18 protein-coding genes are annotated in these 14,752 nt (G+C 65.1%); 13 read left to right on the top strand and 5 right to left on the bottom strand.

The features are described from left to right. Nucleotides 1-77 precede the first annotated feature (77 nt). From SPBM01_RS10540 to SPBM01_RS10525, 4 genes are read left to right on the top strand one after another with little or no spacing between them, the layout of a single operon-like run. On the top strand, nucleotides 78-1,373 hold the full coding sequence (locus tag SPBM01_RS10540) for a heavy-metal-associated domain-containing protein (protein ID WP_188065443.1): 1,296 nt from the start codon (nucleotides 78-80) through the stop codon (nucleotides 1,371-1,373). A 38-nt stretch (nucleotides 1,374-1,411) separates the two neighbouring features. Beyond that, the gene (locus SPBM01_RS10535) at nucleotides 1,412-2,047 is read left to right on the top strand and encodes a chromosomal replication initiator DnaA (RefSeq protein ID WP_188065442.1); all 636 of its coding nucleotides are present in this window, start codon (nucleotides 1,412-1,414) and stop codon (nucleotides 2,045-2,047) included. A 4-nt stretch (nucleotides 2,048-2,051) separates the two neighbouring features. Continuing rightward, nucleotides 2,052-4,190: an RNA degradosome polyphosphate kinase gene (locus SPBM01_RS10530; protein WP_188065441.1), complete on the top strand. Its 2,139-nt coding sequence runs from the start codon at nucleotides 2,052-2,054 to the stop codon at nucleotides 4,188-4,190. Nucleotides 4,191-4,195: 5 nt separating this feature from the next. Then, on the top strand, nucleotides 4,196-5,719 hold the full coding sequence (locus SPBM01_RS10525) for a Ppx/GppA family phosphatase (RefSeq protein ID WP_188065440.1): 1,524 nt from the start codon (nucleotides 4,196-4,198) through the stop codon (nucleotides 5,717-5,719). 185 nt (nucleotides 5,720-5,904) lie between these two features. Here SPBM01_RS10525 and SPBM01_RS10520 read toward each other — a convergent pair whose 3' ends face one another. Continuing rightward, a complete protein-coding gene (locus tag SPBM01_RS10520; RefSeq protein WP_188065439.1) occupies nucleotides 5,905-6,198 on the bottom strand; it encodes a GIY-YIG nuclease family protein in 294 nt (97 codons plus the stop codon). Between the two features lie 226 nt (nucleotides 6,199-6,424). On the opposite strand from SPBM01_RS10520, the gene SPBM01_RS10515 reads away from it, so the two are divergent. The 8 genes from SPBM01_RS10515 to SPBM01_RS10480 all read left to right on the top strand — a co-directional run bounded on the left by SPBM01_RS10515 (nucleotide 6,425) and on the right by SPBM01_RS10480 (nucleotide 11,330). Beyond that, on the top strand, nucleotides 6,425-7,102 hold the full coding sequence (locus SPBM01_RS10515) for a queuosine precursor transporter (protein ID WP_188065438.1): 678 nt from the start codon (nucleotides 6,425-6,427) through the stop codon (nucleotides 7,100-7,102). A 94-nt stretch (nucleotides 7,103-7,196) separates the two neighbouring features. Then, nucleotides 7,197-8,114, top strand: a complete 918-nt coding sequence (gene argB, locus SPBM01_RS10510) for an acetylglutamate kinase (protein ID WP_188065437.1) — start codon at nucleotides 7,197-7,199, stop codon at nucleotides 8,112-8,114. 13 nt (nucleotides 8,115-8,127) lie between these two features. Next, nucleotides 8,128-8,463 (top strand): hypothetical protein, encoded by a 336-nt coding sequence (locus SPBM01_RS10505; protein WP_188065436.1) that lies wholly within the window; start codon nucleotides 8,128-8,130, stop codon nucleotides 8,461-8,463. A 93-nt stretch (nucleotides 8,464-8,556) separates the two neighbouring features. Further along, complete coding sequence (locus SPBM01_RS10500) at nucleotides 8,557-8,847, top strand: YggT family protein (RefSeq protein WP_188065435.1); 291 nt, start codon at nucleotides 8,557-8,559, stop codon at nucleotides 8,845-8,847. Beyond that, a complete protein-coding gene (locus tag SPBM01_RS10495; RefSeq protein WP_188065434.1) occupies nucleotides 8,844-9,167 on the top strand; it encodes a DUF167 domain-containing protein in 324 nt (107 codons plus the stop codon). The genes SPBM01_RS10500 and SPBM01_RS10495 overlap by 4 nt, the downstream gene beginning before the upstream one ends. After that, entirely contained in the window at nucleotides 9,164-10,057 is an 894-nt protein-coding gene (gene folD, locus SPBM01_RS10490) for a bifunctional methylenetetrahydrofolate dehydrogenase/methenyltetrahydrofolate cyclohydrolase FolD (RefSeq protein WP_188065433.1), read from the top strand. Before SPBM01_RS10495 ends, folD begins: the two co-directional genes overlap by 4 nt. Continuing rightward, nucleotides 10,054-10,713 (top strand): YybH family protein, encoded by a 660-nt coding sequence (locus SPBM01_RS10485; RefSeq protein WP_188065432.1) that lies wholly within the window; start codon nucleotides 10,054-10,056, stop codon nucleotides 10,711-10,713. The genes folD and SPBM01_RS10485 overlap by 4 nt, the downstream gene beginning before the upstream one ends. Next, a complete protein-coding gene (locus SPBM01_RS10480) occupies nucleotides 10,710-11,330 on the top strand; it encodes a MarC family protein (protein WP_188065431.1) in 621 nt (206 codons plus the stop codon). The genes SPBM01_RS10485 and SPBM01_RS10480 overlap by 4 nt, the downstream gene beginning before the upstream one ends. Before the next feature lie 45 nt (nucleotides 11,331-11,375). On the opposite strand, the gene SPBM01_RS10475 is transcribed toward SPBM01_RS10480, so the two are convergent. After that, nucleotides 11,376-12,056 (bottom strand): OmpA family protein, encoded by a 681-nt coding sequence (locus SPBM01_RS10475; RefSeq protein ID WP_188065430.1) that lies wholly within the window; start codon nucleotides 12,054-12,056, stop codon nucleotides 11,376-11,378. 148 nt (nucleotides 12,057-12,204) lie between these two features. Between SPBM01_RS10475 and SPBM01_RS10470 the strand changes: the two genes are divergently transcribed. Next, nucleotides 12,205-13,521: a hemolysin family protein gene (locus SPBM01_RS10470; protein ID WP_188065429.1), complete on the top strand. Its 1,317-nt coding sequence runs from the start codon at nucleotides 12,205-12,207 to the stop codon at nucleotides 13,519-13,521. 23 nt (nucleotides 13,522-13,544) lie between these two features. On the opposite strand, the gene SPBM01_RS10465 is transcribed toward SPBM01_RS10470, so the two are convergent. From SPBM01_RS10465 to SPBM01_RS10455, 3 genes are all read right to left on the bottom strand, one after another. Next, complete coding sequence (locus SPBM01_RS10465) at nucleotides 13,545-13,997, bottom strand: hypothetical protein (protein WP_188065428.1); 453 nt, start codon at nucleotides 13,995-13,997, stop codon at nucleotides 13,545-13,547. Between the two features lie 87 nt (nucleotides 13,998-14,084). Further along, nucleotides 14,085-14,444 carry a nuclear transport factor 2 family protein gene (locus SPBM01_RS10460; protein WP_188065656.1) on the bottom strand — a complete coding sequence of 120 codons (360 nt, stop codon included), beginning with the start codon at nucleotides 14,442-14,444 and terminating at the stop codon, nucleotides 14,085-14,087. 23 nt (nucleotides 14,445-14,467) lie between these two features. Next, nucleotides 14,468-14,749 (bottom strand): I78 family peptidase inhibitor, encoded by a 282-nt coding sequence (locus SPBM01_RS10455; protein ID WP_188065427.1) that lies wholly within the window; start codon nucleotides 14,747-14,749, stop codon nucleotides 14,468-14,470. Nucleotides 14,750-14,752: the final 3 nt, after the last annotated feature.

Here is a 14,752-nt window from a genome sequence, read left to right as displayed (position 1 = left end):
AGAGCAACGGGACGGAAAACGGAAGGGTTGCGGGTTGCCGCTTGGCAACCCAGGCAAATCCCGCCAAAAGAGCGCCCGTGAGCCTGAACCAGTCCTTTTTCCGCGCGCCCTTCCAGCCGGGGACCGCCCTTCGCGCGCTTTCTCGCCCGGTCCAGATCCTGATCGCCATTGCGCTCGGCCTCGCTGCTGCCGCCTTGTTCGCGCAGATGGAGGGGGAACGCGGCGTCCCGCCCATCGCCAGTGGCGGCGATTTTGAAGTGCGCGGGGTCAAGGTCGATGTCGTGGCCAAGGATGCCGACACGGCCCGCTACACCGGCTGGCGCATCGCCCAGCGGCAGGCATGGCGGATGCTGTGGACCCGCACGCACGGTTCCGGGGGAGTGGGCGGCGGCGGCGCGCCCGCGCTTTCCGATTCGCAGATCGAGGCACTGGTTTCGGGGATAGAGATTGACTATGAGCAGGCAGGCGCAAACCGCTATGTCGCAACGCTCGGCGTCCTGTTCGACCGCGCCCGCACCGGGCAATTGCTCGGCGTCAGCGGCAATGTCATGCGCTCGCCGCCTTTGCTGGTCATTCCGGTGCTGTGGGACGGCGGATCGGCGGTATCCTATGAACGCACCAATGAATGGCAAAAGACGTGGGCGCGTTACCGCACCGGCGACAGCGCGATCGATTATGTCCGCGTCGCCGGATCCATCGCCGACCCGATCCTGCTGAACGCGGGGCAGACCGGGCGGCGCGGGCGCTTGTGGTGGCGCGTGCTGCTCGACCAATATGGCGCAGCCGACGTGGTGATCCCGATCGCCCGGCTCGACCGCCAATATCCCGGCGGCCCCGTCACCGCGACCTTCACCGCGCGCTATGGTCCCGACAACAGCCTGATCGGCAGCTTCTCGCTGCGTGCCTCCAACGACAGCGGCCTGCCCAAATTGCTGGACGAAGGCGCCCGGCGGATCGACGAGCTATATATTCGCGCGCTCAACGACGGCCGCCTGCGCCCGGACCCCTCGCTCATCATCGAGGAGCCGGTCGATCCTGCCGCGCTGGAAATCGAAAATGCCACGGACGTCCCCGTCGACGCCATCGACATCGGCACGACGACGACCACGACGACCAGCAGCTTCTCGATCCAGTTCGACACGCCCGATGTTGGCTCCATCGGCGCGGGCGAATCGGCGGTGCGCGCCATTCCGGGCGTGCGTTCGGCCTCGACCAGCAGCCTGGCGCTGGGCGGCACATCGGTCATGCAGGTCAGCTTCGAAGGCACGGTGGACATGCTGCGCAACGGGTTGCAGGCGCGCGGTTACAGCGTCGCCGTGGCGGGCAACACGCTGCGCATCACCCGGCGGCAGTCACCCCAGCCGCAGCCATGATGGCCCAACCATGAAGCCGCAGCCATGATGTTCCGGGCATGAGCCAGATCAGCCTGCCCTTCGACTGGCATGGCGCGACCGGCGGCGATTTTCTGGTCAGCGACGCCAACCGCATCGCCGTTGCCCATCTGGAACGGTGGCGCGACTGGCCGCTGTCGGTCAGCGTGCTGACCGGCCCGCCGCGCTCCGGCCGCTCCACGCTGGCCCGCCATTTCGCGCAGGCCAGCGGCGGCACCCTGATCGACGATGCGCAGGGCCAGGACGAACATACCCTGTTCCACGCCTGGAACGACGCGCAGACGCAGCATCGCCCGCTGCTGATGGTCGGTCACGCCCCGCCTGCCAGCTGGACGGTCGCGCTGCCCGACTTGGCGTCCCGCCTTGCCGCCGCCCCCCATGTCGCCATCGCCGAACCCGACGAAATGCTGGCCCGCGCCCTGATCCAGCGCAATCTGGATATGGCCGGGGTGCGCTATGCGGCCGATCTGCCGGACTGGCTTCTGCGCCGGATAGAGCGTAGCTATGGCGCGATTGCCGCCGTCACCCGCCTGCTCGATCGGGCGTCGCTGTCATCGGGGCGTAAGATTTCCGTCTCAATGGCCAGAGACAGCCTGCAAGATGCCGGTTTTTTGCCTATAGTGCCGACCGACCCTCCCCTCGATCAACGCGAGTGAACCCGTGGCCGAAGCCGATCCCGCCATCAGCCTGACCGTTCCTGTGGGACGCTATTTCAACCGCGAACTGTCCTGGCTCGCCTTTAACCAGCGGGTGCTGGAAGAAGCGATGAACCGCGCCCACCCGCTGCTGGAACGGCTGCGCTTCCTGTCGATTTCGGGTGCCAATCTGGACGAATTCTTCTCCGTCCGGGTCGCGGGGCTTAAAGGGCAGCAGTTGCAGAATGTCGACACGGCCTCGGTCGACGGCCTGACTGCGGGCCAGCAACTGACTGCCATCGCAACCGCCAGCGCCCGGCTGATGGAGGCCCAGCAAAAGGTCTGGGGCGTCCTGCACGGCGAACTGGGGCAGGTGGGGATCGAAGTGGTCGGCCCCTCCAGCCCGCTCGACCCGGAAAGCGAAGTGTGGCTGCGCACCCATTTCCGCGACCAGATTTTCCCGATCCTCACGCCCCAGGCGCTCGACCCCGCGCACCCCTTTCCCTTCATCCCCAATGAAGGCCTGTCGATCGTGTTCGACCTGCAACGCCTGTCGGACAAGCAACCGATCCGCGAACTGGTGATGATTCCCGCCCGCCTGTCCCGCTTCGTGCGCATCCCCGGCGAACCGGCGCGCTACATGTCGCTCGAAGCGGTCGTGCGCCGCTTTTCGGGCGATCTCTTCCCCGGCTACAAGGTGCGCGAAAGCGGCGTATTCCGCATCATCCGCGATAGCGATATCGAAATCGAGGAAGAGGCCGAAGACCTGGTCCGCCACTTCCGCAGCGCGATCAAGCGCCGCCGCCGGGGCCGCGTCATCCGGCTGGAGATTGAGGAACGCATCCCCGCCCCGGTCGAGGAAATGTTGCAGGACATGCTTCAGGGCCATGAAGCGATCGTCGCGGAAGTCGAAGGGTTCATTGGCATCGGCGACCTGTCGGGCATCGTCGATGAAAACCGCCCGGACCTGAAATTCGAACCTTATGTCCCGCGCTTCCCCGAACGTATCCGCGAATATGGCGGCGACTGTTTTGCCGCCATCCGGGCCAAGGACATCGTCGTCCACCACCCTTATGAAGCCTTCGACGTCGTCGTCTCCTTCCTCAAACAGGCCGCGATCGACCCGGACGTGGTGGCGATCAAGCAGACGCTCTACCGCGCGGGCAAACAGTCCGCGATCATCCGCGCGCTGATCGACGCGGCCGAAGCGGGCAAGTCCGTGACCGCCGTGGTGGAACTGAAAGCCCGCTTTGACGAGGAACAGAATATCCTGTGGGCCGACGCGCTGGAACGGGCCGGGGTGCAGGTCGTCTATGGCTTTATCGACTGGAAAACCCACGCCAAGATTTCGATGGTGATCCGGCGGGAAGGGGAACAGTTTCGCAGCTACTGCCATTTCGGCACCGGCAATTATCACCCCATCACCGCGCGCATCTATACTGATCTCAGCTTCTTCACCGCCGATCCGGCCTACAGCCGGGATGCCGCCGCGCTGTTCAACTATATCACTGGCTATGTCGAACCGGAACGGCTGGAAAAGCTGGTCATGTCGCCGCGCGACCTGCGCGACCGGCTGTGCCAGTTGATCGACGCGGAAATAGACCATGCCCGCGCCGGGCGGCCCGGCACCATCTGGGCCAAGATGAACAGCCTGGTCGATCCGGCGATCATCGAAAAACTCTACGCCGCCAGCAATGCAGGGGTGCAGATCGACCTGATCGTGCGCGGCATTTGCTGCCTGCGCCCCGGCGTGGTCGGCATGTCCGACAATATCCGGGTGAAATCGGTCGTCGGCCGTTTTCTGGAACATAGCCGCATCGCGGTGTTCGGCAATGGCGAAGCGCTGCCCAACATTGGCGCCAAAGTCTATATCAGCTCGGCCGACTGGATGCCGCGCAATTTCGACCGCCGCGTCGAATTTCTCGCCCCCGTCGAAACCCCCACGGTCCATGAACAGATTCTCGACCAGGTGATGGTCGCCAATCTGATCGACACCGAACAAAGCTGGGCGCTGGACAGCGATGGCATATATGCGCGGCTGGAACCGGGCGAAAAGCCGTTTAACCTGCACCGTTACTTCATGACCAACCCGTCGCTGTCCGGGCGCGGCGCGGCGATCGACAATGAAGCGGTGCCGACACTCCGCCTGCGCGGGCGGGTATAAACCGCATGAACTCCATGCTCAGCCGGGTCCGTGCCGCTGCCGCGACCATGGCGATTTCGCCCGGTCCCGCCGATGTGCGGACCGCCATCATCGACATCGGCTCCAACTCCGTGCGCCTTGTCGTCTATGACGGGCCGCGCCGCATCCCGTTCATCCTGTTCAATGAAAAGGTGATGGCGGGCCTTGGCGCGGGCCTCGCCAAAAACGGGCGGATAGAGGATGAAGCGATGGCGCGCGGCCTGCGCGCGGTCGAACGCTTCGCCCATCTGTGCCGCGACATGCGCGTGACGCACGTCCGCTGCGTCGCGACTGCCGCCGTGCGCGATGCGACCAACGGGCCGGACTTCATTGCCCGCGCCGCTGCCATGGGGCTGACCGTCGAAACGCTGACCGGCGCGCAGGAAGCGATCGGCGCGGCGCTGGGCGTGCTGTCGGGCATCCCGCAGGCCAACGGCATCGTCGGCGATCTGGGCGGGGGCAGTCTGGAACTGGCGCGCATATATGACGGCGCGGTCCATGCCACTATCTCGCTGCCGCTGGGCGTGCTGCGCCTGCCGCAAATCCGGGCCAAGGGGCCGCGCGTGCTGGAACGCGAAGTCGGCAAGATGCTGGTCGAGGCAGGCTGGGCAGTCGAACCGGACCTGCCCTTCTATCTGGTCGGCGGGTCGTGGCGCGCGCTCGCCCGCTTCGACATGCACCTGACCAACTTCCCGCTGCCGGTCGTGCATCAATATGAAATGCCCGCCAGTCGCGCCGAACAGCTGATCCGCACCCTGTCCCATCTCGACCGCGCCCGGATCAAGGAAATACCGGGGATGAGCGGATCGCGTGCCAACACGGTGACGGACGCGGCGGCCTTGCTGTCGGTGGTCGTGCGCAAACTCCAGTCGCGCAGCCTGGTCACATCGGCCTATGGTCTGCGCGAAGGGCTGCTCTACGACAGCCTGCCTGCCGATGTGCGCACCCACGACCCGTTGCTGGTCGCCGCCGAAGCGGAGGGGGACGCGCAATCGCGCTTTCGCGGCCATGGCGATTATATCGAACGGTGGATCGCGCCCCTGTTCGCGCAGGACGCACCCGCGATGCAGCGCATCCGCCGCGCCGCCTGCCTGCTGGCCGATGTCGGCTGGCGCGCCAACCCCGATTTCCGCGCCGAACGCGGGGTCGAAATTGCGCTGCACAGCAATTGGGTGGGCATCACCGCGCCTGAACGCGCGATGCTGGCGCAGGCGCTGCACAGCCATTTTGGCGGCAGCACCGCGATCTTCGCGGGGCTGGAGCAACTGGCCGACGCCACAACGCTGCACCGCGCCAGCCTGTGGGGTCTGGCGATCCGGCTGGCGCAGCGCCTGTCCGGCGGCGTCGAACGCCCGCTCACCCACTCGCGCCTGTCACCGACCGACGGCGCGATCCTGCTGGAACTCGACGAAGCCCATGGCGCACTAGCCGGCGAAGTCGTCGAACGCCGCCTGCGCAATCTGGCCCAGGCCATGGGCGTCAAATACCGCCTGGTAAACCGGGTGGATTGAACGGGCCACGTCCATCACGCCCTATACACACCGTCATCCCACACCCCCTTCCATCATTCCCCCCCTCCGTCATTCCCCCCCCTCCGTCATCCCCAACTCCCCTCCGTCATCCCAGCGAAGGCTGGGATCTCCCTTCTTTCTTCCTTCTTCGTTCTTCTTCTATCTTCCTTCTTCACTCCCAACCCTCAATCCAGATGCAGAGTATCGAACAAATCCATCCACCCCGGATTGATGCTCTCGACCAGCGCCACCTTCCATTCCCGCTTCCATGCCTTCATCGCCTTTTCCCGTGCGATGGTATCCATGATGGTCCCATGCCGCTCGGCATAAACCAGCCGGTCCAGCCGATAGCGTCGGCAAAATGCCGATCCCGTGCCGTCACGATGCTGCATCGCGCGGTGCGGCAGGCTGGACGTCACGCCGATATACAGCACGCCATAAGCCCGGTTCGTCATGATATAGATCCAGCCGCCCGTCATGGGCGAAATGCTGCGTCAAAAGGCAATGGGATGCCAGCCTGCGCTGGCATGACGGATAAAATTACATTCACTCCCCCCACGCTCCCCCTCCCGTCACCCCAGCCCCCCCGTCATCCCAGCCCCCCTCCGTCATCCCAGCGAAGGCTGGGATCTCCCTTCTTCTTGCCGCGCGACCACACACCCACACCATCTTCCCCCGCGCCCGAAATGCCGTTAAGTCCGCGCGATGACATTTTCTCCCGCGCCGATCAGCCGCTCGCTCTTCTTCTTCTCGATCTTCTATGGCGGCATGGTCTGCATTGCGGGCGTGCTGGGCAACAAGCAGGTGACGCTGGGACCGGTGTCGGCCATCGGCCCGCTGGTCGGGCTTGGCCCGCTGGCGGTGGAGGCGGGCATTTTCGCCTTCCTGCTGCTGGTGACCATTTCCAGCGCGGTGGCCGAACTTCATGGCCGCGCCGTCGCCAACCGTCTGGTGCAGATCGGCTTCCTGCCGCTGATCGCTTCGATCCTGCTGTCCATCCTCGTGCTGGCCGCACCCGCCGCCAGCGACATGGACCCCAAGCGCGCCGAAGCCTTTGCCATGATGATGGGCGGCACCCCGCGCATCTGGCTGGGCGGGATCATCGCCTATGGCATATCGCAAACGCTCAACGTCACGCTGTTCGCGGCGCTGAAAGGGCGGGAGGGCAGCCAGATGCTCTGGCTCCGCGCGGCGACCGCCAGCATATTGTCGCAGATCGTCGATACGCTGCTGTTCGTAACCATCGCTTTTTACGGCATTTTCCCGATCGGCGAATTGCTGCTGGGCCAGATGCTGGCAAAGGTCGTGCTGTCCGCGCTGCTGGTGCCGCCGGTCATCTATCTGCTCGTCGCGCTGGGGCGGCGGCTCGACCGTAATGGGTAAATAGTTAGCTAACTAACGAAAAACAGCCATTCCCGCACTCTATGTCCATCTTGCTGTCTACTTCGCAACCTTGCGATAGCGCGGCTTAGGGCTTATGCGCCCGCGCATGACCACAACGCACGCCCCCGATCCCGCGCTCCTCGCAAAGGCTGAAACCCTTGTCGAGGCGCTGCCTTATATGCAGCGCTATGCGGGCAAGACCTTCGTCGTCAAATATGGCGGCCACGCCATGGGCGACCCCGAAGCCGCGCGCGATTTCGCCGAGGATGTCGTGCTGATGAAGGCGGTCGGCATCAATGTCGTCGTCGTCCATGGCGGCGGACCACAGATCGGCGCGATGCTGAAAAAGCTGGGCGTCGAATCGAAATTCGTCGGCGGCCTGCGCGTCACGGACGCGGAAACGGCCAAGATCGCCGAAATGGTGCTGGCAGGCTCCATCAACAAGGAAATCGTCGGCTGGATCGCCGGGGCCGGGGGCCGGGCGGTCGGCATTTCGGGCAAGGATGGTGGCCTCATCCTGTGCGAAAAGGTGCTAGGCAAGCGGGAGGCGGACCCCAATTCGGGCATAGAGCGCAATGTCGATCTGGGCTTTGTGGGTGATCCTGTAAAGGTCGACCGCCGCATCCTCGACACCCTGTCGCAGGCGGACATCATCCCGGTCGTCGCCCCGGTGGGCATCGGCACCGACGGCCATACCTATAACGTCAATGCCGACACCATGGCCGGCGCGATCGCGGCGGAACTGGGCGCATCGCGCTTCTTCCTGCTGACCGATGTCGCGGGCGTGCTGGACAAGCAGAAGAACCTGCTGACCGACCTGAACCCCGCCGCCATCGCGGTCCTGCAAGGCGACGGCACGATCAGCGGCGGCATGATCCCCAAGCTTGAAACCTGCGTCAAGGCAGTCGAGGGCGGGGTGGACGCCGCCGTCATCCTCGACGGGCGGGTGCCGCACGCCATGCTGCTGGAAATCTTCACCGATCGCGGCGCCGGCACGCTGATCCGCAAATAATTCAGGTAAAGACATGGCCCGCAAACATTCCCGGCACGGTCCCTATGATGATGTGCAGGAGGACGAAGCCCCGGCAGTCATTCCCGACTGCTGGCTCTGTGGCCGTCCCACCGGCAAGAGCGTCATTCTGCACCATCCCGTGCCAAAAAGCCGGGGCGGGCGCGACGTCGTGCCGATGCACCCCATCTGCCAGCAGATGCTCATCACCAACTTCACCAATTCCGAATTGCAGCGCCACGGCATGGACGCCAGCGGACTGCTCGCCGATCCGGCGGTGCGCAAATTCGTCGACTGGGTCGCGAACAAGGCACCCGATTTCACGGCGACCATGACCAAGAAGCAGCGCTGATCTCCTGTCGTTGGTAGAATAACCCGCGCGCCACGCTTGTCGCCGGGTTGCTCCCTCGGCTAGAGCGGGGACATATTTTGTCGGAGATCCAGGTTGGCCTACGCCCTCTATCAGATACTCGTCATCCTGCTCGACGTGCTGTGGTGGATCATCATCATCCAGGCGATCGTCAGCTGGCTGATCGCCTTCAACGTCATCAACACCGGCAGCGACATCGTCCGCACCGTGCTGACCGCGCTCGACCGGATGACCGCGCCCATCTACGCCCCCATCCGCAAGATCATGCCGGACCTTGGCGCACTCGACCTGTCGCCCATGGTCGTGCTGCTGGCCATCCTCATCATCCGCCAGGCGGTCCTGCCGCCCTTGTTCGGGCTAGTGTGACCCCCTGGGTTCAGGCGGGCGACGATCTGCTGCTGTCCGTCCGGCTGACGCCGGGCGCATCGGGGGATCAGGTCGGCGGCGTCTGGACCGATGAACGGGGCGCGCGCTGGCTGTCCGCCCGCGTGCGCGCCGTCCCTGAAAAAGGGCGGGCCAATGACGCGATTATCGCGCTGCTGGGCAAATGGCTGGGCTGGCCCAAAGGGGCGATTTTACTGGAATCGGGCGGCACCAACCGGCTAAAGCGGTTGCGGTTGAAAGGCGCTGCCACACAGAGCGCGCGGATCGCCGCCATCATCGAACAACAGGTGCAAGTGACATGACCATCGGCAAGATCATCGACGGCAAGGCTTATGCGGCCAGCCTGCGCGAGCGTGTGGCCGAAGGCGTTGCCGCCTTCACCGCGCAGGCAGGGCGCAAGCCGGGTCTGGCGGTCGTGCTGGTGGGCGAAGACCCGGCCAGCAGCGTCTATGTCCGGTCCAAGGGCAAGATGACGGTCGCGGTCGGCATGGACAGCTATGAATTCAAACGCCCCGACAGCATCGGCTCCGACGACCTGCTCGACCTGATCGAGGAACTCAACCATGACAGCCGCATCGACGGCATATTGGTCCAGTTGCCGCTGCCCCAACATATCGACGAAGCCAGCGTCATCGCCGCGATCGACCCGGCCAAGGATGTCGATGGCTTCCATGTCGTCAATGCCGGGCGTCTGGCTACGGGGCAGGACGCGCTGGTCCCCTGCACGCCCATGGGCTGCATCATGCTGCTCAAGGATGAACTGGGCGACCTCAGCGGTCTGGAAGCCGTGGTCGTGGGCCGCTCCAATATCGTGGGCAAACCCATGGCACAGCTGCTGCTCGCCGAAAGCTGCACCGTCACTATCGCCCACAGCCGCACCCGTGACCTGGCCAGCGTCGTCCATCGCGCCGACATCGTCGTCGCCGCCGTGGGCCGGGCCGAAATGGTCAAGGGCGAATGGATCAAGCCCGGCGCGACGGTCATCGACGTCGGCATCAACCGCGTCACCGACACCGAAGATGGCACCAGCCGCATCGTCGGCGACGTCGCCACCGCCGAAGCGCTGGCCCATGTCCGCGCCATCACCCCGGTTCCCGGCGGCGTCGGCCCGATGACCATCGCGGTGTTGTTGCGCAACACACTGGTCGCGGCCCATGCCCGCGCGGGACTGGCGAAGCCGGAGGGGTTGTGAGGGCGCGCCTTGCGTTCCTGACGCTCGGCGCGCTGGCGCTGGTCGCGGCGAAACCGCCCCTGCGGTTCCAGCCTGACCCCAGCAGCGTGATCGCGGCGGAAATCGCCTTCAACCGGCTGGCGCGGGACAAGGGGCAATGGACCGCCTTTCGCGCCACCGCCGCCGATGACGCGGTGATGTTCATGCCGCAACGGGTGCTGGCAAGGGACTGGCTGAAAGGCCGGGCCGATCCGCCCGCGCCAGTCAACTGGTCGCCATCCACCGTGATAGTCTCCTGCGACGGCGGCCTGGCCGCCAGCACCGGCAACTGGACCCGCCCCGACGGCACGGTCGGCTATTTCACCACCATCTGGCGGCGGGACAAAAAGGGCGCGTGGAAATGGATATTGGACCATGGCGACACGCTGGCCACGCCGCGCGCCGTGCCTGACTATCTGACCGGCAAGGTCGCCACCTGCAAGCAGGGGCAGCGCCCGGAAACACAGCCCCCACCGCCATCGGGGAAGAAAGGCGAGCGGCCCCCGCCACCGCCCGACGAAAGCCTGCTCTGGCGCGCCGATGTCGCCGCCGATGGCAGCCGCACCGTGCGCGTGCAGGCGTGGAACGGCAGCAGCTATGATGTCGTGATAGAAGACAGGGTAGGGGTGCCGTCATGATCGAACTGTTCCTGCCGGCCTTCGTCACTCTGTTCGTGGTCATCGACCCGCCCGGCTGCGCGCCCATCTATGCCAGCCTGACCAACGGCGCGAGCGCGGAGCAGCGCCGCGCCATGGCCATCCGCGCGGTGGGGATCGCCGCTGCGATCCTGCTGGTGTTCGCGCTATGGGGTAAGCAGTTGCTGGGCGTGCTGGGCATCGCGCTCGACAGTTTCCGCATTGCAGGCGGCATCATGCTGTTCATGATCGCGATGGACATGGTGTTCGAAAAACGCACCCAAAGGCGCGAGGAGCGCGCCGAAAAGATCAGCGCCGAAGATCCCCATGTCGAAGATGTGTCGGTATTCCCGATGGCGATGCCGATGATCGCCGGGCCGGGTTCCATCGCCACCGTCATGCTGCTGATGTCGCGTGCCGACGGCCTGCCCGAACGGCTGGTCGTGCTGGGCGCTGTCGTGCTGACGCTGGTGCTGATGCTGGGCGCGCTGATCGCGGCCGGCCCGCTGATGGCGCTGTTGGGGCGCAAGATCGAAGCCGTCATCACCCGCCTGCTTGGCGTCCTGCTCGCTGCCCTCGCCGCGCAATTCGTCATCGACGGACTGAAAGCGAGCTTCTGATCTGAAAAATAGCCCCTCCCTTTCAAGGGAGGGGCTTATAGGCGATCAACCCCGCACATCACCTTCGGTAACCGGCGCGATCTTGATTTCGACGCGGCGGTTGGCGGCCTTGCCTTGTTCGGTCGCGTTCGACGCTATCGGCTGCGTCTCGCCAAAGCCGCGCGTGCCGACACGGGCGGACTGGACGCCGCGCGTCACCAGATAGCTGGATACCGCCTGCGCCCGACGCTCCGACAGCGTCTGGTTATAGGCGTCCGCGCCGTCGCTGTCGGTGTGGCCATATACGTCGATATAGGTTTTGGGATATTGCGCCAGCACGGCGGCCACATCGTTCAGCGTCGGCTGGAACTGGGGCTGCACGTCCGCGCGGTCATAGCCGAATGTGATGCCCGACGGCATCCGCAGCAACAAATTGTCGCCATCGCGAATCACGTCCACGCCGGTCCCGGCGGTTTCCTCGCGCAGCTTGCGTTCCTGCGCGTCCATATAGGCGCCGATGCCTGCGCCCGCGACTGCGCCGATGCCTGCGCCCAAAATCTTTTCGGTCCGGTCCCGCTTGCCACCGACCAGGTCGCCCAGCAGATAACCGCCCAGCGCGCCGCCGATGCCGCCGATCGCGGCCTTTGAAATGCTGCGCTGGCCGGTCGTGGGATCGGTGGTGCAGGCCGTGGTGGCCAGCATCGCGGCCAGCCCGGCGACGCCGATGATGCGGTTGGAAATATTCATGATCCTGATCCCTTATTGTCGTCTGTCATGTAAAGATGCCGCCCCAATGGCCGAACCTGACGCTTTGTTCCAAAACCGAACTGAACTGGTGATGATGGCGATGTTGTGAAATTGAAAGAAACTACGTTATAGGGTGTCGCTGACCACCATGGCCAACATCCCCCCTCCCAATCCGACGCCCTTCCCCTGGGTCGATCTTGTCATCATTCTGGCGCTGGTAGCGCTGAACGGTGTCTTTGCGATGTCGGAACTGGCGATCGTGTCCGCGCGCAAGCCCCGGTTGCAGGGGCTGGAAAAGGCGGGGCGCAAGGGCGCGACCACGGCGCTGGCGCTGGCCAGCGATCCGGGCAAATTCCTGTCCACGGTCCAGATCGGCATCACGCTGATCGGCATCATCGCGGGCGCTTATTCGGGCGCGAGCCTTGGCGGGCCGACCGGCGAGCGGTTGCAGCTGCTGGGCCTGACGCCGAATGTAGCGGAAAATATGGGTTTTGCGATCGTCATCGGTCTGACCACCTATGCCTCGCTGATCGTGGGCGAACTGGTGCCAAAGCAATTTGCCCTGCGCGCGCCCGAACCGATCGCCGTCGTCATGGCCAAACCGATGCTGTGGCTCTCACGCATCACCGCGCCGATCGTGTGGGTGCTGGACGGGTCGAGCAGCCTGATCTTCAAGCTGCTGCGCATGGACCGCGAATCGGAAAGCCATGTCACGGCCGAGGAACTGCACCTGATCGTCGCCGAAGCCAGCAAGTCGGGCGTGATCGAGGAAAGCGAACGCGCGATCATTTCGGGCGTGGTGCGCCTGGCCGACCGGCCGGTACGCGAAGTGATGACGCAGCGGATGGACGTCGACTGGATAGACATCGCCGCCGACGAAGCGACGATTCGCGCACGCCTCCTCGAATCGCCCCATACTCGCCTGCCGGTGGGGCGCGGGTCGGTGGAGGATATTATCGGCATCGTCCAGGCGCGCGACATCATGAGCGCGCTGTTCCGGGGCGAAGCGCTCAACGTCGGCGCGCTGATGCGCCGGGCCGAAGTGGTGCCGGATCAGGTCGATGCCATGGACGCGCTGGAAGTGTTGCGCCGGTCGGACGTGCCGATGGTGATGGTCCATGACGAATATGGCCATTTCGAAGGGATCGTGACGCCTGCCGACCTGCTCTCCGCGATTGCGGGCCATTTCGCGTCGGACCGCGACGCCTATGACGAACCGGAAGTCGTGGAGCGGGAGGATGGCAGCCTGCTGGTATCGGGGCAGATGCCTATCGACCAGCTGGCCGAACGGATCGGCATCGACCTGTCGGAGGACCGCGATTATGCGACCGTCGCGGGCCATGCGCTCTGGCTGCTCAAGCGCCTGCCCGAAGTCGGCGATTTCATCGACGATCAGGGCTATCGCTTCGAAATCGTCGACATGGACGGGCGCAAGATCGACAAGCTGCTGGTCGCCGAACGCTAGACGGCGTGCGGCGCGCTGCCCGGTCAGGGGGCGGGTTCGATGACCACGTCCCAATGATCTTCGGTCACGGCCTGCCGTCTGGCTTCCTCCGCATCGAACGCTGCCTTGTCGGGAAACAGCCGGGCCTTGGCCGCTGCCATCGCGCTTTTATACTGTGCGCCTGCGCCGACACCGTCGGCCCCATGTTTGTAGACGATGGTCGTGCGCACGTCCCACCGCGTGCTGCCGCCCATATGGGTGAAGGGCATTTCGACGGTCACTTCGCTGATATAGCCCTGCCGCATCATTTCGCGCAGCAAGGCTTCATGCTGCTTGCGATAGGCACGCAGAAATTCGCCTATGCCGCCCCACCGGATGCGATAGTAATTTTCGACCTTCAGCGGCCCGTCGGCAGATTGCGCCTGCGCCACGGCGGGCGTGGCGATGAGGGCGGCGAAAAGCGCGACGGGCAGGATGGCGGGAATGAAGCGGCGCATCGGGCAAGCCTTTGGCTGGAAAGGAAGGGCTACCCGGTCAGACGATCCGCGCCGCCATTTCCACCGTCACGCCCCTTTATGCCCCGGTTACGCCAGCGTAAGGTAAATCTCCGCCTCGATCACCCACGCCCCGCCGCTCTCGCGCCATTTCGCGCTATAGCTGCCGGACGCCAGCGTCGCGCCGCTGTCTGACGCCACCCCCTGCCAATGGCCATGCTCCATCGCGATCGGCTCCACCGGCGACACCAGGATGCTGTCGGGCGTGCGGGCGTAGATCATCCGCTCCCGCGCCGAAAACTCCCGCTTCCACGCCAGCAATTGCGCCTTGCGCCCGTTGATGATCGCGCTGTCGGTCCCCGCGACCAGTATCACGTCGGGACCAAGCAGCGGGCCGATGGCGCTCAGGTCCGCATCCGCCAGCGCGCGGTTGAAACGCGCGCGCGCCATGCGAATGGCCAGGTCGGCGGCGCTCACCCGCAACGGGCGGCGGTAATCACCATGGCCGCGTCATAGCTGACGGTCAGCCGGTCGGGCCGGAAATCCATGGTCATCGCCATGCCCGGCCCGCCCCAGCGCAGCGTCCGCGCGCCCGATTCGCGCAGCAGCGCCGCGCCGCTTTCCGCGCTCGCCTTTTGCCCGGTAAAGCGAGCCAGCGCCGCGTGATTGCAGCCACCCGATGCAACCGGCGGCGGGGTGGTCGTCGCGCACCCGGCAAGGGCCAGCGCGCAGGTCAGGGGCAGGATGCGAACCATTGC

The sequence above is a fragment of the Sphingobium sp. KCTC 72723 genome, from assembly GCF_014280435.1.
In the GTDB taxonomy this organism is placed as follows: Bacteria; Pseudomonadota; Alphaproteobacteria; order Sphingomonadales; family Sphingomonadaceae; genus Sphingobium.
Note: the sequence above shows the minus strand (reverse complement) of the source record. Positions and strands in the feature narration are given on the sequence as shown.